This window comes from Pseudomonas sp. S10E 269, assembly GCF_002798465.1.
Classification (GTDB): domain Bacteria; phylum Pseudomonadota; class Gammaproteobacteria; order Pseudomonadales; family Pseudomonadaceae; genus Aquipseudomonas; species Aquipseudomonas pergaminensis.
Genome location: NZ_PHIJ01000001.1, coordinates 5,907,607 through 5,929,431, shown reverse-complemented (window position 1 = coordinate 5,929,431; position 21,825 = coordinate 5,907,607). Strand labels below are relative to the sequence as shown.

The following is a 21,825-nucleotide window of genomic DNA, read 5'->3' as shown; positions in this document are numbered from 1 at the left end:
CTGGATGAAATGTATCGGCCTACCCTGAACCCCGCGCCTACAACATTTCATTACGTTTGCCCGTCCCGTTTTTGGCTGATGTGCCGTCGCGCACCCTTGTTATAGTCTGGCCTTTATCACTCGCCAGTCAGGGATCACTGCCATGTCCGAATACCAAGCTTTCGTCGTCGAACTCACCGGCAACGTTGCCCATGTGCAGATCAACCGCCCGGAAAAGATCAACGCAATGAACGCGGCGTTCTGGACCGAGATCATCGACATCTTCCAATGGATCGAAGACACCGACGCCGTACGCGCCGTGGTGCTCAGCGGTGCGGGCAAACATTTTTCCTCCGGCATCGACCTGATGATGCTGGCCTCGGTCGCCAATGAGTTCGGCAAGGATGTGGGCCGCAATGCGCGTCTGTTGCGCCGTAAAATCCTCGAGCTGCAAGCCTCGTTCAATGCCGTCGACAACTGCCGCAAGCCGGTGCTGGCGGCAATCCAGGGCTATTGCATCGGCGGCGCCATCGACCTGATCAGCGCCTGTGACATGCGCTACGCCGCCGAGGGCGCGCAATTCTCGATCAAGGAAATCGACATCGGCATGGCGGCCGACGTCGGCACCCTGCAGCGCCTGCCGCGCATCATCGGCGACGGCATGCTGCGCGAGCTGGCCTATACCGGCCGCCAGTTCGGCGCCGAGGAAGCGCGCAGCATCGGCCTGGTCAATCGCGTCTATCCCGATCAGGACAGCCTGTTGGCTGGCGTCATGGAAATCGCCCGTGAAATCGCCGCCAAGTCGCCGATTGCGGTCACCGGCACCAAGGCCATGATCAGCTACATGCGTGACCATACGATCAATGACGGCTTGGAATACGTTGCCACCTGGAACTCGGCTATGTTGCAATCCAACGACCTGCGCGTGGCCATCGCGGCCCATATGAGTAAGCAGAAACCCGAATTCGTGGATTGACTGACATGACCCCAGGCTGGATTACCACAACGCTGCTGGACAACGACACCCCCGGTGGCTGGGCCGTTGCCCGCAGCCGCGACGGCTTTTTGCATGACACCAACGGCCCCTTGTTCCCTCGGGAATGGCTCAAGCGCCAGGACCTGTCGGTGTTTGCCGAACACGGCATCGGCCACCTCGACGGCGAGCCGGTGTACCTGCTGGAACTCGATAGCGCCGGGGACGTGCCAGGCTGCAGTTGGCAGGGCCTGCGGGGCTTCATGCTGCAAGGCGACCACACCCTGTACAAAGTGCTGGGTTATGCCGCGCAGATCGGCACCTGGGCGCGGGAACACAGGTTTTGTGGCAGTTGCGGCCAGGCCATGGTCCAGGTGCCGCGCGAACGCGCGATGCATTGCCAGGCCTGCGACTTGCGCAGCTACCCGCGGATTTCACCGAGCATGATCGTGCTGGTGACCCGCGGCGACGAGATCCTGCTGGCGCGTTCGCCACGCTTTGTCACGGGGGTGTACAGCACGCTGGCGGGGTTTGCCGAGCCGGGAGAGTCGGCCGAGGACTGCCTGATCCGCGAGGTTCGCGAGGAAGTGCAGGTGGAGGTCAAGAATATCCAGTACATGGGCAGCCAGTGCTGGCCATTCCCCCATTCGATGATGCTCGGCTTCCATGCCGAGTACGCCGGTGGCGACATCGTGCCCCAGGCCGATGAGATCGAGGACGCGCAGTGGTTCAACATCCACGACTTGCCGCCGCTGCCGGCGTCACGCTCGATTGCGCGTTACCTGATCGACCTCTACCTGGCCCGTCGCCTAGGCCACGCTGAACCAGTGCTGCCAGGCTAGGCGCACCGTCAGGCCGAGGACCACGGTGATAAACACCGGGCGAATGAATTTGGCGCCGCCGCTGATCGCGCTGCGTGCGCCAAAGAACGCGCCACACATCACCGACACGCCCATGGCCAGGCCGACGATCCAGTCCACCGAACCGTTGAAGATAAACACCGACAGCGCCGCCGCGTTGCTGACGAAGTTCATGCTGCGCGCCACACCGCTGGCCTTCACCAGGTCGATGGGGTGCAACAGCATCGTGCTGACCGTCCAGAACGCCCCGGTGCCCGGGCCCGCCACGCCATCGTAAAAGCCCAGGCCGAAGCCCTGGGTGGACTGCCACTTCTTCTTGATCGGCGCGTCGGCGTCCAGCGGCGCCTTGGGCGTGCCGCCGAACAAGAGGTAAAGGCCGCAGCCGAACACGATCACCGGCAGCATCTTGTTCAGGGTTTCAGCCGGCAGGTAGTGGGCGACCACCGCCCCCGTGAGGGCGCCAATCAGCGTGCCGACGATGGCGTGCACCCACTGGCGTGGGTGGAACAGCTTGCGGCGATAGAAGGTAAAGCTGGCGGTCGCCGAGCCGAACGTGGAACTGAGCTTGTTGGTGCCCAGCACCAGGTGCGGTGGCATGCCGGCGGTGAGCAGGGCAGGCGTGGTGAGCAGGCCACCGCCGCCGGCAATGGCGTCGATAAAACCGGCGATAAAGGCAACAACCGCCAGGATGGCGAGGGTGGTGAGGTCTACGCTGAGTTCGAAGGGCATGGGTTGGGCTTATTATTGGCGGGGCGCTAAGCGAAAGGCCGCCATCTTACTCGCGGGGAGTCTGCAAATCCAAATGTGGGAGGGGGCTTGCCCCCGATGGCAGTGCCCCAGCTGACTCATCTTTAGCTGACCCACCGCTATCGGGGGCAAGCCCCCTCCCACATTTGAAGAGTGTTCACCGAGTCATTTGTGTGTTCCCAGCCACTCCAGCGCCGTGCGCCAGATACAAATCCCCAGGAAGTACGCCGACATCAACGACCACAACCCAAAGGTCCACGGGTTGGTGTTCGGGTAATCAACCACCATCAAGAAGCTGCACAGCAACCAGATAGTGGTCACGGCGATATTGATCGGCATAAAGCGCTTCACCCGGAACGGGTGCAGGAACTTCATCGGCGTCACGGTCAGCAGCGCCAGGCCAATCACGGTGAGCAGGGTTACCCAGGCTTCCGGCTGGATGATGTAGACGCACAGCGCAACCACGTTCCACGCGGCGGGGAAGCCGACGAAGTAGTTGTCCTTGCTCTTCATGTTCACATTGCAGAAGCAGAACAGCGACGACACCAGGATCACCGACACGGTGAACAGGTGGGTGAAGTCCGGCAGGTCGATGTAGCGATAGATGAACAGTGCGGGAATGAACACGTAGGTGAGGTAATCGATCACCAGGTCCAGCACCGAGCCGTCAAAGCTTGGCAATACCGTGCTGACATTCACTCGTCGCGCCAGTGAGCCGTCGACACCGTCCACCACCAGCGCCAGGCCCAGCCACAGCAGGCAGGCCTTGGGTGAGTTTTCCAGCAGCGCCAGGGTGGCCAGGAAGGCCAATACCACACCGGTGGCGGTAAAGCCGTGGGCGCCCCAGGCTTTGAGTCTGGCTACATGCAGGGTCGATATCACGGGCGGTTCTCCAAAAGGTGAAACAGGGCAGCCGACAACGTGACGCCGTCGAGTCTGGCCGGGGAATGCAGGTATCGACCGGGAAGCGGGTAAGAAGGTTCACCACCCCGGTGTATCACTTAGCGTAGCAAGCGTAGGACGTTTCGGCATCAGCCCTGGCGGAACACCAGTGCCTTCAAGCCACTTTGTGGGTCGATATCCGGGAATTCCGGCGGATTTTGCAGGCGCTCCACGAAGCGCAGGCCGGGTGCCTCGCGGGTCACGCCGTCGATCAGGAAGTCTTCGCCGAAGGCTGGGTCGTTCATGCACGCCAGCACGGTGCCCTGTGGCGTGAGCAAGTCCGGGAGGCGGCGCAGCACACGCTGGTAGTCCTTGGTCAGCAGGAAGCTGCCTTTCTGGAACGAGGGCGGGTCGATGATTACCAGGTCATAGGGGCCGCTGTTGGTCACCTTGGCCCAGGACTTGAACAGGTCGTGGCCCAGGAAGCTGACCCTGCCCAGGTCATGACCGTTGAGCCGATGGTTGTCGCGGCCACGGCTCAGGGCACCACGGGCCATGTCCAGGTTCACCACATGCTCGGCGCCGCCTTCGATAGCGGCCACGGAAAAACCGCAGGTGTAGGCAAACAAATTGAGCACGCGCTGGCCCTTGGCCTGCTCGCGCACCCAGTTGCGGCCGTAGCGCATGTCGAGGAACAGCCCGCTATTCTGTTTTTTGCCCAAATCGATCAGGTAGCGCAGGCCGCCTTCGGTGATCGTCAGTTCGTCGACAGGACTGCCCGCCAACCACTCGGTGGTGCTTTGTGGCAGGTAGCGGTGCTGCAGTGCGACGGTATAACCGCCGAAGTGTGTCTGCAGCAGCTGTTTCAAGGCCTCCAGCGCTGCAGCGTCCGGCTCCTTGAACAACGACACCAGCAACACGCCTTGCAACCAGTCCACCGTGAGTTGCTCCAGGCCCGGCCAGCAACGGCCACGGCCGTGGAACAGGCGCCGGGTTTCCGTCGGCGGGGTCGCCAGGGCGGTGAGCAAGTGGGCGTGCAGGGTGGCGAGTGCGTCTGGGGTCATCGTTAAACGTCAGTCATTGAGCGGGCGGCATTTTAAACACAATTGCGAGAGGAACGGGTGCTTGAGCACAACGTGCTGGGAAAAGGCCGAATGGCAGTGATTCATGCTCAAAATTCAGCTTGTGGCGCCGGATAACAGGCAAAAAATCCTCAGGCACCGACATAAACTGGAAAAAAAGCCCGGAGGTGCCCATGAACGGTTTCACACGTGCAGTGACTGATCAGCAAGAACTGGATGAATGGCGCGACGCCCTGGCATCGCTGGTCGCCAATGCCGGCCCGGCGCGGGCGCGACAGATCCTCGACCTGCTGGCCGAAGACGCCAGCGCTGCGCACATCGACTGGAAACCGCGCCACGGCACGCCGTACATCAATAGCATCAGCGTGGAGCAGCAACCGGCGTTCCCCGGCGACCTCGCCACCGAAGAGCGCCTGGCCTCGCTGGTCCGCTGGAATGCGCTGGCCATGGTGGTGCGCGCCAACCAGGCCTACGGTGAACTCGGTGGGCATATCGCCAGTTATGCCAGCGCGGCGGATTTGTTCGAAGTGGGCTTCAACCACTTTTTTCGTGCCCGGCACGATGGGTTTGGCGGCGACCTGGTGTTCTACCAGCCGCATTCCGCCCCCGGCATTTATGCCCGTGCGTTCCTTGAGGGGCGCTTGAGCGAAAACGACCTGGCCCACTACCGCCAGGAGATCGGTGGGCCGGCCGTCGGCGCACGTGGCCTGTCGAGCTACCCGCACCCATGGCTGATGCCGGACTTCTGGCAGTTCCCCACCGGGTCCATGGGCATTGGTCCGATCAGTTCGATTTTCCAGGCGCGCTTCATGCGCTACCTGCAGCATCGCGGCTTGCAGGACACCACCGACCGCCACGTCTGGGGCGTATTCGGCGACGGCGAGATGGACGAACCGGAAAGCATGTCAGCCCTGACCCTGGCCGCCCGCGAAGGCCTGGACAACCTCACTTGGGTGGTCAACTGCAACCTGCAACGCCTTGACGGCCCGGTGCGTGGCAACGGGCGTATCATCGATGAACTGGAAGCCTTGTTTGCCGGCGCGGGCTGGAACGTGATCAAGCTGGTCTGGGGCTCGGACTGGGACGCCTTGCTGGCCAAGGACACGGACGGCGTGCTGGCCGAGACGTTGTCCAACACCGTCGACGGCCAATTCCAGACCTTCGCCGCCAAGGACGGCGCCTACAACCGCCAGCACTTCTTCGGCCAGAGTGAATCGCTGGCCCGGCTGGTCGAGGGCATGAGCGATGAGCAGATCGACCGCCTCAAGCGTGGCGGCCACGACATGGTCAAGATCCACGCGGCCTATAACGCGGCGCGTCGGGTCAAGGGCAAGCCCACGGTGATCCTGGCCCAGACCAAAAAGGGTTTCGGCATGGGCGAAGCCGGGCAGGGCAAGATGACCACCCACCAGCAGAAGAAACTCGACCGCGACGCGTTGATCGCCTTCCGCAATCGCTTCCAGTTGCCGCTGAGCGATGAACAGACCGAATCCCTGAGCTTCTTCAAACCCGCGCCGGACAGCCTGGAATTACGCTACCTGCACCAGCGGCGCCAGGCGTTGGGCGGCTATGTACCCAGCCGCAGCCCGGTCGCCGCGCCCGTGAGTGTGCCGGCGGTGTCGGGCTACGCCGGTTTTGCCACCGCCGCCGACGGCAAGGAAATGTCCACCACCATGGCCTTTGTGCGCATGCTCACCAACTTGCTCAAGGACAAAGCCCTGGGCCCGCGCATCGTGCCCATCGTCGCCGATGAAGCGCGCACCTTTGGCATGGCCAACCTGTTCAAGCAGATCGGCATTTATTCCAGCGTCGGCCAGCGTTACGAGCCGGAAGACATCGGCTCGATCCTCAGCTACCGCGAAGCCACCGACGGGCAGATCCTGGAGGAGGGTATCAGCGAAGCCAACGCCATCAGCTCCTGGGTTGCGGCGGCCACCAGTTACTCGGTGCATGGCCTGCGCATGTTGCCGTTCTACATCTATTACTCGATGTTCGGCTTCCAGCGCGTGGGCGACCTGATCTGGGCCGCCGCCGACCAGCGCGCCCGTGGCTTCCTGCTCGGCGCCACCGCCGGGCGCACCACCCTGGGCGGCGAAGGCTTGCAGCATCAGGACGGCAGCAGCCATCTCACCGCCGCCACCGTGCCCAATTGCCGCGCCTACGACCCGGCGTTCGCCGGGGAATTCGCGGTGATCCTCGACCACGGCATGCGCCAGATGCTGGAGCATGATGTGGACGAGTTTTACTACGTGACGCTGATGAACGAAAACTACCCGCAGCCCAGCCTGCCAGACGGGGTTGAAGCAGCGATCATCAAAGGCATGTACCGCCTGCAAGGCACCGCCGACGCCCAGGTGCGCCTGCTGGGTTCCGGCACGCTGGTGCGTGAGGCCCAGGCAGCTGCGCAGTTGCTGGCGGAGGACTGGCAGGTGGCGAGCGAGGTGTTCAGTGTCACCAGTTTCAGCGAACTGGCACGGGACGCACGGGAGGTGGAGCGGTGGAATCGCTTGCATCCGCAGGCGGTCGCACGGGTTAGTCATGTGAATGAGTGCCTGCCCAGCGGCGCGCCGGTGGTGGCGGTGTCCGACTATGTGCGGGCAGTGCCGCAGATGATCGGCTCGTATCTGGATTCGCGCTACACGGTACTGGGCACCGATGGTTTTGGCCGCAGTGATACGCGGGCGGCGTTGCGGGATTTCTTCGAGGTGGATCGCCATCACCTGGTGCTGGCGGCGCTGACGGCGCTGGTGGAGCAGGGCAGCCTGCCGCCGCAGGTGTGCCAACAGGCGATCGAACGCTATGGCCTGCAAGCAGAACGCGAAGCCTCCTGGACGCGCTGACTGGCGCACATCCAAGTGTGGGAGCGGGCTTGCTCGCGAATGCAGTGGCTCAGGCAACAGATGTATTGACGGGCTCACTGATTTCGCGAGCAAGCCCGCTCCCACATGGAGCTTGTGGTGTTTTTAGACAGTGGCGATCAGGGCGGGCCCGAACGCTTCCTTCAGGAAGCCGGGGGCGATGTACCGTTCGTAATGCGCTTCGGACAAGAGGAAGAACTCCCGGTCAATCGCATCACGCAAATCCGCCAGGCTGCGCTCACGAAACTCCGGCAGCAATGCCAGCCCATACGCATCCAGCTTGGAGATCACCCGCGCGCCCCGTGCGATTAACTGGTAGGCCCAGCAATACGGGGACTGGTGCGGCATAAAGCGGATCTTGCGATTTTCCAGTTGCTGGCGCAGCAGGTGCGCGTCAAACACCTCCAGCTTGCTGGCCATCACCTGCACCAGCAAGTGCTCCAGGCGCAGCCACACTGCCTGTTTTTCCTCGGCGTTGTAGCCGTTCCACTGGATCACTTCGTGGTGGTAACGCTTGCAACCCCGACAGACCAGGTCCCCGTAAACGGTGGAGCACAGGCCGACGCAGGGGGTTTTGATGGTTTGATTGGGCATAAGTGGCAATTTGCAAAGTCTGTAAAACACCGCAGACCCAATGTGGGAGCGGGCTTGCTCGCGAATGCAGAGTGTCAGTTGATAAATCTGGTAACTGATACACCGCTTTCGCGAGCAAGCCCGCTCCCACAGTCAGGTCTGTGTCGTTGATTAATCCCAGCTCAGCGCGCCGCCAGTCTGGTATTCGATTACACGGGTTTCGAAGAAGTTTTTCTCTTTCTTCAAGTCCATGATCTCGCTCATCCACGGGAACGGGTTAGTCGTCCCCGGATACTCTTCCTTCAAGCCAATCTGCGACAGACGACGGTTGGCGATGAACTTGAGGTAATCCTCCATCATCGCCGCGTTCATCCCCAGCACGCCGCGCGGCATGGTGTCGCGCGCGTATTCGATCTCCAGTTGAGTCCCTTGCAGGATCATCTGGGTCGCTTCTTCCTTCATCTCGGCATCCCACAGGTGTGGGTTTTCGATTTTGATCTGGTTGATCACGTCGATACCGAAGTTCAAGTGCATCGACTCGTCACGCAGGATGTACTGGAACTGCTCGGCCACGCCGGTCATTTTGTTGCGACGGCCCATGGACAGGATCTGGGTGAAGCCGCAGTAGAAGAAGATGCCTTCCAGCACGCAGTAGTAGGCGACCAGGTTGCGCAGCAGCTCTTTGTCGGTCTCGACGGTGCCGGTTTCGAACTTCGGATCGGAGATCGAACGGGTGTACTTGAGGCCCCAGGCGGCCTTTTTGGCGACCGATGGAATCTCGTGGTACATGTTGAAGATCTCGCCTTCATCCATGGCCAGGGATTCGATGCAGTACTGGTAGGCGTGGGTGTGGATCGCTTCTTCGAAGGCCTGGCGCAGGATGTACTGGCGGCACTCCGGGTTGGTGATCAACCGGTACACGGCCAGCACCAAGTTGTTTGCAACCAGGGAGTCGGCGGTGGAGAAGAAGCCGAGGTTGCGCATGACGATGCGACGCTCGTCGTCGGTCAGGCCTTCGGGGTTTTTCCACAGCGCGATGTCGGCGGTCATGTTGACCTCTTGCGGCATCCAGTGGTTGGCGCAGCCGTCGAGGTACTTCTGCCAGGCCCAGTCGTACTTGAAGGGTACGAGCTGGTTGAGGTCGGCGCGGCAGTTGATCATGCGCTTTTCGTCAACGGCGACACGGGCGGCGGAACCTTCCAGCTCGGCGAGGCCTTCGGCGACGTCGAGTTTGTCGAGGGCGGCCTTGGCGCGGATGATCGCGGCGGAGTCGTTGGCGGTCACGTTACGGGCTTCCAGCGCAGCGGCGGCGCCGGCACCGTCGAGACGGTCCATGTTGGCTTCACTGGCGTGGCCGGCGTTGGCGCCCTTGATCACCGCTGCACCGGTGTCTTCGTTGTCGACTTCATCCCAACTCAGCATTGAAATACTCCTTCCTGGTCTGTTCTGACGGCGTGTGAACCCGTCCAAAAATATGCAATTTGCAGGCTACTAGGCATTGAAATACTGCGCGTAGTGTGGTCGGTAAATATCGATTCTGCACACTATGTAGTGGTCTGTTCTGTTTGTGGGCACACTATATGGTGTGTAACCACGATGGTCAACGCACAAGACCGCCGCCGATGTCGCAGGGGTATGAGCAAAACTCACAGCCCCATGACTTTTAATGGTTACGCCCGCCCCCAGCGCCAGTGCTAAAAATTTGCCAACCAGCTCCCCATAACAACAAAGAGCGTTTGCGCAATGAAAACACTGGATCTCTACATCGGCGAAGGTTTCGAAGGCCCGGGCGTCAACGCGGCCCATATCAACATCCTGATCGGTCCACGCAACGGCCCGGCCGGCCAGGCGTTCGCCAACAGCCTCGCTTCCCCCAGCCAGGGACATTGCCCGTTCATGGTGATTGCCCAGCCGAATATCCCGGTCAAGCCCATGACCCTGTACGTCAACAAGGCCGCAATCAGCAGCGACCTGCACGGCAACGCCACCTGGGGCGCGTCCCAGGCCGGCATCGCCAAGGCGGTGCTTGAAGCCTTGCTCGACGGCACCTTGCCGGCCGAGGCCGAAGACGAGTGGGCCATTGTCACCGCCAACTGGGTCAACCCCGCCTGCGATGACCTCGACGCCGTCTACCAGAACAACTACAACGCCTGCCGCACCGCGATCCGTGCCGCTCTGACCGGCACGCCGTTCACCGCGCAACTGGCGGATGTGGTCAACCACATCAGCAACCCTTTCTACACGCCCAAGGCCTGAGGAGATTCCCATGCAATACGTTCGTTTGGGCAATTCCGGCCTGCAAGTCTCGCGCCTGTGCCTGGGCACCATGAACATGGGCACCCCGGACTGGAAACCGTGGATCTTCGACGAAAAGCAAAGTGAGCCCATCGTCGCCCACGCGCTGGACAACGGTGTCAACTTCATCGACCTGGCCGACTTCTATTCCGCCGGCGTCGGCGAGGAAGTGGTAGGGCGCATCCTCAAGCGCGTGGCGCGGCGTGACGACATCGTGGTCACCACCAAGGTCGGCTACGGCACCCGCAGCGGTATCAACGCCAGCGGGCATTCGCGCAAGCACATCATGGACAGCATCGACGCGTCCCTGAGCCGCCTGGGCATGGATTACGTCGACGTGTTCATGTTGCATTACTTCGACGTGAACACCCCCGTGGAAGAAACCATGAGCGCATTGAACGACATCGTGCGTTCCGGCAAGGCGCGCTACATCGGCGTGTCGACCATGCTCACCGGCCAGTTGGCGAAAATCCTCATGGCCTGCGAGCGCAATGGCTGGGTCAAGCCGATCAATATGCAGCTGCAACTGAACTGCGCCTACCGCGAAGAAGAACGCGAGATGATCCCGTTCTGCCGCGACCAGGGCCTGGGCGTCTCGGTGTTCAGCCCGCTGGCCCGTGGCTTGCTCACCGGCGAGGTGCAATCGACCCGCAACCAGACCGACTTCTTCACCCAGCAGATGTACAGCGACCAGGCCTCGTTCGACATCGCCCACTCGGTGCAACGCGTGGCCCGCGCCCGTGGCGTCTCCAACGCACAGATCGCCCAGGCCTGGGTCGCCAACCACCCAGGCGTCGATGTGATGCTGGTCGGCGCCGACACCACCGAACAATTCGACAGCGCCCTGGCAGCTCTCGACACCCAACTGGATGCCGAGGAGCTGCACGAACTGGAACGCAACTACACCCCGTGCGATGTGATCAACGACTACACCGCCGGCAAGCGCATCCTGCGTGCGGCCCGCCCGGGCCTGGACCGTTTCAACCTGATCGAGGCCGTGGCATGAACCCGCTGATCCGCAATGGCAACTACATCGATGGCCAATGGTCGAGCGGTGGGCCGACCTACCCGGTGCTTAACCCGGCCAATGGCGCGCTGATTGCTGAGGTACAGCGCGCCACCGCCGAAGAAACCAACCTGGCTATCGACGCCGCCAACCGCGCGTTGCCGGCCTGGCGCAAGCTCACCGCCAAGGAACGCAGCCAGCGCCTCAAGCGCTGGAGCGAGCTGATGCTGCGCAACCAGAAGGACCTGGCGCACCTGCTCAGCCTGGAACAGGGCAAGCCGCTGGCCGAGGCCATGGGCGAAGTGGTCTACGCCGCGAGCTTCCTGGAGTGGTTCGGCGAAGAAGCCAAGCGCGCCTATGGTGACGTGATCCCGAGCCACAAGGCGGATGCACGCATCATCGTGGTCAAGGAAGCCATCGGTGTGGTCGCCGCGATCACACCGTGGAACTTTCCCCTGGCCATGGTCACCCGCAAGGTCGGCCCGGCGCTGGCGGCGGGGTGCACCATGATTCTCAAGCCATCGGAAGAGACGCCCTTGTCGGCGTTTGCCCTGGCGGTGCTGGCCGAACAGGCGGGAATTCCGGCCGGCGTCTTCAACATCGTCTCCGGCGACGCCGTGGCAATTGGCGGTGCGCTGCAAGCCTCCAGCGTGGTGCGCAAGCTGTCGTTCACCGGTTCCACCCGCACCGGCAAGCTGCTGATGCGCCAGGCGGCCGACACGCTGAAAAAAGTCTCCCTGGAGCTGGGCGGCAACGCGCCGTTTATCGTGTTTGACGACGCCGACCTCGACGCCGCCGTCAAAGGCGCCATGGCCTCCAAATTCCGCAATACCGGGCAGACTTGTGTGTGCGTCAACCGTTTCTTTATCCAGGACGACGTGTACGAGGCCTTCACCCGCAAACTGGCAGAGGCAGTGGGCGCCATGCGGGTCGGCAGCGCCCTGGACGGCGACACCGAGCAAGGCCCTCTGATCAACTCCGCCGCCCTGGCCAAGGTCGAAGCCCATGTCGGTGATGCCCTGGAGAAGGGCGCGAAGCTGCTGTGCGGCGGCCGTCGCCATGCCTTGGGCGGCACCTTCTTCGAACCGACCATCCTCACCGAGGCCCACGGCGACATGCTCATCGCCCAGGAAGAAACCTTTGGCCCGGTGGCCGCGTGCTTCCGGTTCAAGGATGAAGCCGACGTGTTGCAACGCGCCAATGACACGCCGTTCGGTTTGTCCGCCTACTTCTACAGCCGCGACATCGGCCGCGTGTGGCGCATGGCCGAAGGCCTGGAAGCCGGCATGGTCGGTATCAACGAAGGGATCATCTCCACCGAAGTCGCGCCGTTTGGCGGCATCAAGGAATCCGGCCTGGGCCGTGAGGGTTCCAAGTACGGGTTGGATGACTACCTGGAGATCAAGTACCTGCTGATGGGCGGCCTCTAATCCGCTGTGATTTTGCTGTGGTGAGCGGGCTTGCCCCGCGCTGGGGCGCGAAGCGGCCCTCATTCAGACAACTCAGTCATCCAGCCAGGCTTCATTGGCAGGTTTTGGGGCTGCTGCGCGGCCCAGCGCGGGGCAAGGCCGCTCACCACAACATCCCGCTCGCTACAAAAGTTCGCTTTTCGTTACTCCGTCAAGAACAACAATAGGAGAACACCATGACTGCTCAATCGATCAAAATCGACGACCTGCCGATCGGCCGTTTTCACCTGAAAATCGCTGGCCTGACCTTCGGCGCGCATTTCACCGACGGCTATATCCTCGGCCTGATCGGTATCGCCTTCACCCTGCTGAGCCCACAGATGCAACTCGATGCCTTCTGGCAAGGCCTGATCGGCGCCTCGGCCCTGATCGGCCTGTTCCTGGGCAGTCTGTTTTTTGGCTGGATCTCCGACACCCTCGGTCGGCAAAAAATCTTCCTGGTCAGCTTTGTGCTGATCACCGTGGCCTCGGTCATGCAGTTCTACGCCGAAACGGCCATGGGCCTGCTGCTGTGCCGCATCCTCATCGGCATTGGCCTGGGTGGCGACTTCAGCGTCGGCCACGCCATGCTGGCCGAGTTTTCACCGAAGAAACACCGCGGCGTGCTGCTCGGTTCGTTCAGCGTGATCTGGACCTTCGGCTATGTGGCCGCGACCTTTGTCGGCACCGCCATGCTCAGCCTGGGCGACGATGCCTGGCGCTGGATGCTGGCGTCGTCGGCAATACCCGCCGGCTTGATCCTGATCGCGCGCATCGGCACCCCGGAATCGCCGCGCTGGCTGGTCAACCGTGGGCGCATCGCCGAGGCCCGCGCCATCGTCAAGAAACACCTTGGCGAGCACGTGGTGCTGGATGAAGAACCGTCGACCCAGGCCCGTTCTGGCTACGGCGTGCTGTTCAGCCGTGAATACCGCAAGCGTACCGCGTTCAATTGTTTGTTCTTCGTGTGCATCGTCATGCCGTATTTCGCGATCTATACCTTCCTGCCGTCGATCCTGCAGAAGATGGGGCTGTCCCAGGGCTTTGGCACCGAGTTGCTGCTTAACCTGCTGCTGATTGTCGGTGCGCTGATTGGTATCTGGTGCACGGTGAAGTTCTCGCGCCGGGGCTTCTTGATCAACGCGTTCATCATCCTTGCGGCGGCATTGTTTCTGTTGGCGGTGTTGCCGGGGAGCCTGGCGTGGTTGATGGTGCTGAGCTTCGGCATCTTTACCTTGGTGCTGTCGGCGGTGAGCAATCTGGTGGGGGTATTCCCGGCAGAAAGCTTCCCAACCGAAGTGCGCGCCAGTGGCATCGGCCTGGCCACGGCGGTCAGTCGCCTGGGCTCGGCGATCAGCACCTTCCTGTTGCCGGTGAGTGTGGCCGGGATCGGCTTGAGCCCGACCATGGGCATTCTCGCGGCGATCCTGGTATTTGGCGCGATCATTTCCTGGGCCTGGGCGCCGGAAACCAAGGCGTTGACCTTGAGCCAGGCGTGCAAGGCCGAGGCGCCCCCGGTGTCAGGGGTTGCTGACCTGGCCCAGCCACTGCGTAAACAACCGCACCTTGGATAAACCCTGTTTGTCCGTCGCCACATCCAGCCAATAGCCATAGGGGCCGATCACCTCCACGGGGGTGATCGGCAACAGGCTGCCGTTGGCCAATTCCCGTTCGATCATCTGCCGGTCGATCACCGCCAAGCCTCCGCCTGCCAGGGCGGTATGGATCACTTGGTCAAGGGTGCTGAATTCCAGGCCCTGGTCGGCATCGACATCCTCCCGGCCCATGGCCGCCAACCAGTTCTCCCAGACCTTCAAGCGTTTGCCGTCGTGCAGGATGTGCAGCAACGGGGAGCGCCGCAGGTCCGGCGGCTGGCCGTCGGTGAACAACTCCGGGCTGGCCACGGCGATGTGGCGTTCCATCACCAGCAGTTCGCTGCGGCACTGGGCCGCCGGTGCCAGGCCGAAGCGGATCTGGCAGTCGATTTCCGCGAGGCTGTCGTGGGCCGCCTGGTGGGTGACGCTGAGGTTGATGTCTGGGTAACGCTCGCAGAAACGCCGCAAGTGCGCGGATAACCAGCGCGTGGCCCAGGTCGGCGGCGCGACCACGCGCAGGCGCTGGCGCAGGTTGGGCACGCGCACGGCTTGCAGGGCGCGCTCGATGTGGTCGAAGGCGTCGCTCAAGTGCGGGGAGAGGGCGAAGCCGGCTTCGGTGAGGGACAGCCCTTGAGGGGTGCGGATGAAGAGCGCAACGCCGAGGTAGTCTTCCAGTTGCTTGATCTGCCGGCTGACCGCACCCTGGGTCACGTTGAGGCCCACGGCAGCCTGGCTGAAGCTGCGGTGGCGGGCGACCTCTTCGAAGACGCGCAGCATGGTGAGGGCAGGGAGGTGGCGCATGGTTTGGGTTCCACACTGTATTTTTAGGGGGTTGGTGCTGGCTTCTTCGCGGGCAAGCCCGCTCCCACAGGGGAATGCATCCAAACTGTGGGAGCGGGCTTGCCCGCGAAAGCGTCAGAACTAAAGACGCCTGTTAGAAGTAATACCCAATGTTCATGTACAGCTGATTCTCCCACTGGTTGCTACCCCCAGCCCCCAGGCTCTGGGTATAGCTGCTGCCACCAATGTACGGGTCGTTCTTGCCGATCAACCACTCGGTGGCGATCCACAACTTGCTGAACGAGAACGACGTGCCGAGGATCACCCGCTGCGACGTCTTGAACTCATCGGCAGATTTATCAAAGGCGCTGTAGTTGGCATACAGCTTCACACCGCTGACCTGATCCCACAGGTATTTGCCGCCCACGTCGTAGCTCAAGTCGGCCACATAGAGGTTGCCGCGACTGGCGACGTTGAAGGTGCCGTCATAGCCGCCCAGGGTCACCACTTCGTCAGTGCCGGCATTGCGCGGCGACATCTGTTGGCGTGCCGCCTGCAATTGCAGGCCCCACGGACCGTTTTTGCCCAGGTAGTGGATGGCCACAGCGTTGCGGCGGCCGTCGTTGCCGGTGTCTTTGTTTTCCAGGGTCGAGGTCAGGCCCGACAGGCCCACTTCGGACTTCCAGTCGCCCAGGTCCAGGGCCTTGGCCACGCGCAGCACCACCGTGTTGCGTTCCTGGTTGTCGCTGCCGTCGGCCACGTAGCTGTCGGCGCCGGAGACCACGCTGGAATAGGTCACGCCCTTGCTGGTGCCCTTGCCTTGCCAGGCCGGGCGCAGGTAATAGCCGGCCTGGATATTCCAGTCGCCGGTCTGCTGCACGTACTTGGCGCCGACCTGCTGCACGTCTTCCAGGCCGATCACGTTGCCCAGGGTTTCGTAGAAGGTGCTGCCGAAGTAGGGCTGCAAGCCGAATGGCACTGTGTTCAAACCCACCTGCACTTGCTGCTCGGGGTTGAACTTGTAGCCGACCCAGGCGAACTTGGCGAACTGGATATCGCCGTAGTTCTTGGTGTACTGGTAAGGGTACGAACGCCCGTAGAAACGGTACTGCGCCTCGCCGATCCAGCTGTCGGAGTTGTACTTGGCGCTGAGGAATACGGTGTCCAGGCCGAACTTCTGGATATCGCGGTCCGGGTCGTAGTCCCAGCGCGCACGGATGGCGCCGCCGAGGTCGAGGTTGTCGGTGACCTGCACGGCCATGGCCGGGCTCGCCAGGGCGCCGAGCACGGGGATGAGGGTGAAGTAGCGCATCGTTGGTCGCATGGTTTTACTCTCGTTTTTAGTTTTTTTTGGGGCAACAGCAGCCCGTTGCCGCAGCGAACGCTGCGACGCGGGGAAAAGGGTTGGGCTCAGTGCGCGGCGGGGCGGATCAGCCGCAAGGGCGGCCCGGCAGCGGGCAGGTCGGACGCACCCGGCGCCGCCGCCAGCAGTGCCTGGGTGTAGGCATTGTGCGGACGCAGCAGTACCTGCTCGGCGGTGCCGTACTCCACCACTTCGCCTTGGCGCATGACCGCGATGTGGTCGCTGATCTGCGCGGCCACCCGCAGGTCATGGGTGATGAACAGGATGCTCAGGTTCAGTTGCTGCTGCAGCTCGGCGAGCAATTCCAGTACCTGTTTTTGCACTGACACATCCAGCGCCGAGACGCTCTCATCGGCAATCAGCACTTGCGGGCGCATCGCCAGGGCGCGGGCAATACCGATGCGTTGGCGCTGGCCACCGGAAAACTGCCGGGGCTTGCGCTGCAGAGCGTCGCGCTTGAGCCCGACTTGTTCGAGCAAGTCGCCGGCCTCAGCCCAGGCGTCCTTGGCCGACAACCCACGCAATTGCGCCGCGCGGGCAATGATGTCGCCGACGCGGTGGCGTGGATTCAACGAGCCATACGGGTCTTGGAAAATCATCTGGATCCGCCGCCGATTGGCCGCCAGCGCGGCGCCGCTGAGGGCCAGGAAGTCGGTATCGCCAACCCACACATGGCCGCTGTCGCTGTCCACCAGGCGGATCGCCGCCTTGACCAGCGTGCTCTTGCCCGAGCCGGACTCACCGACAATTGCCAGGGTCTTGCCCCGTGGCAGGTTCAGCGACACATTGCGCAGCGCCGCCACCGAGCGGCCGCCGACGGTGTAGGTCTTGGTCAGGTGCTCGATGCGCAAGGCCATTTCGCCATCGACGCTCGGCACATGCAGTTCGGGGTGCAGCGCCGGCACTGCTGCAATGAGTTTGCGGGTGTAGGCATGGCCCGGCGCGTTCAGCACCTGGTCACGCTCGCCGATTTCCACCAGGCGGCCGCCTTCCATCACCGCGATACGGTCGGCAATCTGCGCCACCACGCCAAAGTCATGGGTGATAAACAGAATGCCGTGCTGGCCGCGTCCACGCAGGTCACGCACCAGTTTCAGCACCTGGGCCTGGGTGGTGACGTCGAGGGCCGTGGTGGGCTCGTCGGCGATCAGCAAGTCCGGGTTCATCGCCAACGCCATGGCGATCACCACCCGCTGGCATTGGCCGCCGGACAACTGATGGGGAAAGCTGTTGGCAATGCGTGGCGGGTCCGGCAGCTGGGTGGATTCCAGCAGCGCGAGCATGCGTTCACGGCGCTCGGCGGCGGGCATCTGCGGGGCATGGATGTCGAAGATTTCTTCGACCTGCTTGCCAATGCGAATCGCCGGGTTCAGCGCCGCCATGGGTTCCTGGAAGATCATCGCGATGCGGTTGCCACGCAGGGCGTGCAGGCGGGCGTCGTCCAGGGTGCAGATATCCTCGCCGAGAAAGTCGATCACGCCCCCGGCATGCCGCAGGCCTTTGGCGTAATCGCCCATGATCGCCGCCGACAGCACGGATTTGCCCGAGCCGGACTCGCCGATCACACACAGGATTTCACCCTTGCGCACCTCCAGGCTGATGCCCTGCACGGCGTGGCTGCGGTCGGCGCCGATTGGCAGTTCGACCGAGAGGTTATCGACCCGCAACACGGTTTGATGGCGGCTCATGTTCAACTCCTTGCGCCTTGCTGCGCGTGTTCATCCAGCCCGTCGGCGAGCAGGCTCAGGCCGAGCATCAGGGTGGAGATGGCGATGCACGGGAAGATCACCAAATGCGGAAAGGAAATGGCCATGGCGCGGCCGTCGTTGATCATGCCGCCCCAGTCCGGGGTGGGCGGCGGCAGGCCGAGGCCGAGGAAACCCAGGGCGCCGATCATGATCGCGGTGTAGCCGATACGCAGGCAGAAATCGACGATCAGCGGGCCGCCACAGTTGGGCAGGATCTCCACCAGCATGATGCGCAGCGAGCCTTCACCCTGGGTGATGGCGCTGAGCACGTAGTCGCGCGAGCGTAGGTCGATGGTCAATGCACGCATGATGCGGAAGATCGCCGGGGCGCTGGTGAAGGTCACCGCAATCAGGATATTCAGCGCCGACGCACCGAGGGCGATGATAATCACGATGTACAGCACCAGCACCGGGAACGACAGCACGGTGTCGGCCACGTAGGACAGCACTGCGTCGACCCAGCCATTGAAGTAACCGGCGCACAGGCCCATGGCGATGCCGACGGCAAAGGCGGTGAGGGTGGCGAGGATCGACCAGAACAGCACCGTGCGCGTGCCCCAGATCAGGCGCGAGAGGATATCGCGGCCGATCATGTCGGTGCCGAGCAGGAAGCGGGCGCCGTCTTCCCCCGCGGTCATCGGCGAGAGCAGCGGGGTGAAGCTTTCCAGTGGGTCATGGGGCGCCAGCCATGGCGCGCAGAGGGCGACCAGCACCCAACCGCCGACCAGCAGCAAGCCGAGCAGGGCCAGGGGATGCTTAAAAGCGTTGAGCAGGTTCATTGGCGGCCTCCGCCGAGACTGCGCAGGGTGATGCGCGGGTTGAGCCAGGTGTAGGCCAGGTCCGAGAAGATCTTGCTGATACCGACCACCACGCCACTGATCATCGCGCAGGCTTCGATCAGGTAGACATCGTGGTTCAGCGACGCGGTGTAGAGCAGCGAGCCGAAGCCCTTGTAGGCGAAAAACACCTCCACCACGATCACGTTCGACAACAACCACGGGATGTACAGCATGATCACCGTGACCGGCGCGATCAGCACGTTGCGCAGCGCATGGCGCAACACGATGCGCGGGGTGGACGCGCCCTTGAGTCGCGCGGTACGGATGTACGGCGCCTGCATCACCTCGACCATCGAGGCGCGAGTGATACGCGCCAGATAGCCGATGCCGAACAGGCACAGCACCATCAGCGGCAGCACCAGTTCCACCGCGCTGAAACCGTCGCTCATGCTGCTGACACCGGGCAGCCAGTTGAGCCAGAACACAAAGATCGCCGAGACGAACACCGCGATGGCGAAGTCCGGGATCGAGGTGGTGACAATCGACAGGAACGACACCAGCCGGTCGACCGGCGAGCCCTGGCGAATCCCCGCGAGGACGCCCAGGGTCAGCGCTACCGGAACCATCACCAGCAGGGCCAGGCCGGCCAGGGTCAAGGTTTGCCACAGGTTGGGCAGCAACAGCTTGAGCACCGGTTCACGGAAGTACACCGAGGTGCCCCAGTCGCCGCTCACGAAGGCCTTGAGCCACACCAGGTAGCGCCACACGAAAGGTTGGTTGTAGCCGTGTTCCAGCAGCCACGCCGCGCGTTGGTCGGCGGCGGAGTAGGGGCCGAGGACGTTGATTGCTACGTCCTCGATATTCAGCTCCAGCGCCAGGAACACAATCAGCGACACCGACAGCAGGGTCGCCAGCAGCATCAGCAGTTTGCGCAATAGAAAATGAGCCATCAGGTGCATGCTCCGACAGGGAAGGGGTTACAGCGCTTATGAATCAGGCGCTCAGCCAGACATTGCCCATGGGATAGAAGTCGGAAGGGTGCACCTGGAAGCCCTGCACCTTTTTGCTCACGGCGGTGAACTTGTCGCCCCAGAACGGCTGCACGATCACGCACGCGTCCTGCAGGATCTGCTCGACGCTTTGCATGGCCTGCGCACGTTGTTTCGGGTCGATGATGCCCATGGCCTTGTCCAGGGCCGCGTCGAAGGCCGGGTCGCTGTAATGGCTTTCGTTCCAGGCACCGCCGCCGCGATAGGCCAGTTCGAGGGACATCACCCCGAGCGGGCGATGGGCCCAGTAGGTGAGGCTGAACGCGGCCTTGTCCCAGATTGGCCAGTACTGCGCGGCGGGAACGACCTTGAGGTTGATGCGGATGCCGGCTTCCAGGCAGTTCTGTTGCAGGATCTGCGCGCAGTCCTGCTCATAACGGCCCTGGGTGTTGCCGACGATCAGGTCGAAGTCCAGGCCATTGGCAAAGCCGGCCTCGACCAGCAGTTTTTTCGCCGCCGCCACATCGCGCTCGCGCTTGGGCAGGGGGAAGTATTCGGGGTGGGACGGCGCCACGTGATGGTCTTCACCCAGGGTGCCCATGCCGCGATAGGCGACCTTGAGCATCTGGGCGTTGTCGGCGCACAGCACCACGGCTTTGCGCACCCGCACATCGGTAAACGGCTTTTGGTCGCAGGCCATGCGCATCACCACGGTCTGCGCCGATTTACAGCTCAGCAGTTGCGCGCCGGGCAGGCGCTTGGCCAGGTCGAGTTCGGCCACGGTCACGCGGTACAGCACGTCGACCTGCCCGGCTTGCAGGGCGGCGAGGTGAGTGGACACGTCGGTGCCCATGTCGATGTAGCGCAGTTCGTCGAGGTTGGCGGGCTTGCCCCAGTAATCGGCGCGCTTGGCGAAGGTGGCCTGCTTGTTCACCGCAAACGACACCAGCGTGAACGGCCCGGTGGCCAGCGGGTTCTTGGCCCAGTCATCGCCGGCCTTGAAGCTGCGGTGCACGAGGGCGCAGGTGAAGGCGTTGAGCATCTCCGGGATCGCCAGGATCGGCCGCTTGAGGTGCAGGCGGAACTGGTAGTCGCTGACTTTCTCGAAGGCCTTGATGTCCTGGAACGCGGTGCGGTTGACCGACTTGGAATCGGCGGCGATCCAGCGTTGGATATTGTGCTGCACGTCGTCGACGTTGAAGCTGTCGCCGTTGCTCCACTTCACGTCCTGGCGCAGGTTGAAGGTCCAGGTGGTGAGGTCCTCGGAAGGGCTCCAGCTTTCGGCGAGGTAAGGGTGGGTGATGTTATCGGCATCGACCCAGGTCAGGTACTCCAGCGAGTTGCGCAGCAGGTTCGAGGCTTCAATCCAGGTGATCAGCATCGGGTCCTGGATTTCCTGGATGGCGCAGGCAAACCGCAGGCTGCCACCTTGTCGGGCCGGCGTGCCATCGGCAGCCTGGGCGTCGTTGCCCAGCAGGGCCGAGCCGATGAAGCTGGAGGCACTGGCCACGGTGATGCCGAGCAGGGCGGCGGTGCGCAGGAATTGGCGACGGTTGATCTCGCCGCGTTGCACCTGGGTGCACAAGGCGTCGACGGCGGGGTGCGGCGCGTTACCGTCCAGGGTCGCAAGAACGTTGGAGTCGGACATGGGGCTGCTCTCATGTTGTTTTTATTAGAGATGGCCGCAGTTTTGTCATCCGCGCAAAGATCGACAAACGATAAATTCAGGGGTTAAACGTTCGTTAAACGCATGTTAGTCCGCGCCATGGGTGCAAGGCGTCGAGATAGACGCGCCGGTTGATACAAAAAATCATGTTGGCTAGGAAATTCCCTCTGGCTCATGGGATGCTTGGCACCTCGTCAGCCGT

Annotated in this window: 18 protein-coding genes; 7 read left to right on the top strand and 11 right to left on the bottom strand. The window is 62.7% G+C overall.

Annotation, left to right across the window (positions count from 1 at the left end; genetic code table 11):
- The first annotated feature begins 142 nt into the window (after nt 1-142).
- The gene (locus CWC48_RS27510; RefSeq protein WP_100490886.1) at nt 143-955 is read left to right on the top strand and encodes a crotonase/enoyl-CoA hydratase family protein; all 813 of its coding nucleotides are present in this window, start codon (nt 143-145) and stop codon (nt 953-955) included.
- A 5-nt stretch (nt 956-960) separates the two neighbouring features.
- Nucleotides 961-1,794 (top strand): NAD(+) diphosphatase, encoded by an 834-nt coding sequence (gene nudC, locus CWC48_RS27505; RefSeq protein ID WP_078048201.1) that lies wholly within the window; start codon nt 961-963, stop codon nt 1,792-1,794.
- Here nudC and CWC48_RS27500 read toward each other — a convergent pair.
- The 3 genes from CWC48_RS27500 to CWC48_RS27490 form a co-directional block, all read right to left on the bottom strand.
- Nucleotides 1,762-2,541: a TSUP family transporter gene (locus tag CWC48_RS27500; protein ID WP_099492739.1), complete on the bottom strand. Its 780-nt coding sequence runs from the start codon at nt 2,539-2,541 to the stop codon at nt 1,762-1,764. The genes nudC and CWC48_RS27500 overlap by 33 nt on opposite strands.
- 183 nt (nt 2,542-2,724) lie before the next feature.
- Nucleotides 2,725-3,441: a phosphatidylcholine synthase gene (pcsA, locus tag CWC48_RS27495; RefSeq protein WP_078048203.1), complete on the bottom strand. Its 717-nt coding sequence runs from the start codon at nt 3,439-3,441 to the stop codon at nt 2,725-2,727.
- 149 nt (nt 3,442-3,590) lie between these two features.
- Complete coding sequence (locus CWC48_RS27490) at nt 3,591-4,505, bottom strand: class I SAM-dependent methyltransferase (RefSeq protein WP_100490885.1); 915 nt, start codon at nt 4,503-4,505, stop codon at nt 3,591-3,593.
- 191 nt (nt 4,506-4,696) lie between these two features.
- Here CWC48_RS27490 and mdeB point away from each other — a divergent pair, with 191 nt between their 5' ends.
- Complete coding sequence (mdeB, locus tag CWC48_RS27485; protein ID WP_100490884.1) at nt 4,697-7,363, top strand: alpha-ketoglutarate dehydrogenase; 2,667 nt, start codon at nt 4,697-4,699, stop codon at nt 7,361-7,363.
- 123 nt (nt 7,364-7,486) lie between these two features.
- Here mdeB and CWC48_RS27480 read toward each other — a convergent pair whose 3' ends face one another.
- Together CWC48_RS27480 and CWC48_RS27475 are read right to left on the bottom strand one after the other, a co-directional pair.
- Nucleotides 7,487-7,975, bottom strand: coding sequence for a DUF1289 domain-containing protein (locus tag CWC48_RS27480; protein WP_078048206.1), 489 nt, complete (start codon nt 7,973-7,975; stop codon nt 7,487-7,489).
- Between the two features lie 150 nt (nt 7,976-8,125).
- Nucleotides 8,126-9,376, bottom strand: coding sequence for a ribonucleotide-diphosphate reductase subunit beta (locus tag CWC48_RS27475; protein WP_005788524.1), 1,251 nt, complete (start codon nt 9,374-9,376; stop codon nt 8,126-8,128).
- A gap of 321 nt (nt 9,377-9,697) precedes the next feature.
- Here CWC48_RS27475 and fae point away from each other — a divergent pair, with 321 nt between their 5' ends.
- The 4 genes from fae to CWC48_RS27455 all read left to right on the top strand — a co-directional run bounded on the left by fae (nt 9,698) and on the right by CWC48_RS27455 (nt 14,277).
- Complete coding sequence (fae, locus tag CWC48_RS27470; protein ID WP_078048207.1) at nt 9,698-10,210, top strand: formaldehyde-activating enzyme; 513 nt, start codon at nt 9,698-9,700, stop codon at nt 10,208-10,210.
- Between the two features lie 10 nt (nt 10,211-10,220).
- Nucleotides 10,221-11,255 carry an aldo/keto reductase gene (locus CWC48_RS27465; RefSeq protein WP_078048208.1) on the top strand — a complete coding sequence of 345 codons (1,035 nt, stop codon included), beginning with the start codon at nt 10,221-10,223 and terminating at the stop codon, nt 11,253-11,255.
- Complete coding sequence (locus CWC48_RS27460) at nt 11,252-12,685, top strand: NAD-dependent succinate-semialdehyde dehydrogenase (RefSeq protein WP_100490883.1); 1,434 nt, start codon at nt 11,252-11,254, stop codon at nt 12,683-12,685. Before CWC48_RS27465 ends, CWC48_RS27460 begins: the two co-directional genes overlap by 4 nt.
- A 215-nt stretch (nt 12,686-12,900) precedes the next feature.
- Complete coding sequence (locus CWC48_RS27455; RefSeq protein ID WP_100490882.1) at nt 12,901-14,277, top strand: MFS transporter; 1,377 nt, start codon at nt 12,901-12,903, stop codon at nt 14,275-14,277.
- Here CWC48_RS27455 and CWC48_RS27450 read toward each other — a convergent pair.
- The 6 genes from CWC48_RS27450 to CWC48_RS27425 all read right to left on the bottom strand — a co-directional run bounded on the left by CWC48_RS27450 (nt 14,224) and on the right by CWC48_RS27425 (nt 21,605).
- Nucleotides 14,224-15,099, bottom strand: a complete 876-nt coding sequence (locus CWC48_RS27450; protein WP_099493380.1) for a LysR substrate-binding domain-containing protein — start codon at nt 15,097-15,099, stop codon at nt 14,224-14,226. The genes CWC48_RS27455 and CWC48_RS27450 overlap by 54 nt on opposite strands.
- A 133-nt stretch (nt 15,100-15,232) precedes the next feature.
- Nucleotides 15,233-16,402, bottom strand: coding sequence for a hypothetical protein (locus CWC48_RS27445; RefSeq protein ID WP_078048212.1), 1,170 nt, complete (start codon nt 16,400-16,402; stop codon nt 15,233-15,235).
- A gap of 86 nt (nt 16,403-16,488) precedes the next feature.
- Entirely contained in the window at nt 16,489-18,129 is a 1,641-nt protein-coding gene (locus tag CWC48_RS27440) for an ABC transporter ATP-binding protein (protein WP_100490881.1), read from the bottom strand.
- 2 nt (nt 18,130-18,131) lie between these two features.
- Nucleotides 18,132-18,968, bottom strand: a complete 837-nt coding sequence (locus CWC48_RS27435) for an ABC transporter permease (RefSeq protein WP_078048214.1) — start codon at nt 18,966-18,968, stop codon at nt 18,132-18,134.
- Nucleotides 18,965-19,918 (bottom strand): ABC transporter permease, encoded by a 954-nt coding sequence (locus CWC48_RS27430; RefSeq protein WP_100492475.1) that lies wholly within the window; start codon nt 19,916-19,918, stop codon nt 18,965-18,967. The genes CWC48_RS27435 and CWC48_RS27430 overlap by 4 nt, the downstream gene beginning before the upstream one ends.
- Before the next feature lie 43 nt (nt 19,919-19,961).
- Nucleotides 19,962-21,605 (bottom strand): ABC transporter substrate-binding protein, encoded by a 1,644-nt coding sequence (locus CWC48_RS27425; protein WP_100490880.1) that lies wholly within the window; start codon nt 21,603-21,605, stop codon nt 19,962-19,964.
- Nucleotides 21,606-21,825: the final 220 nt, after the last annotated feature.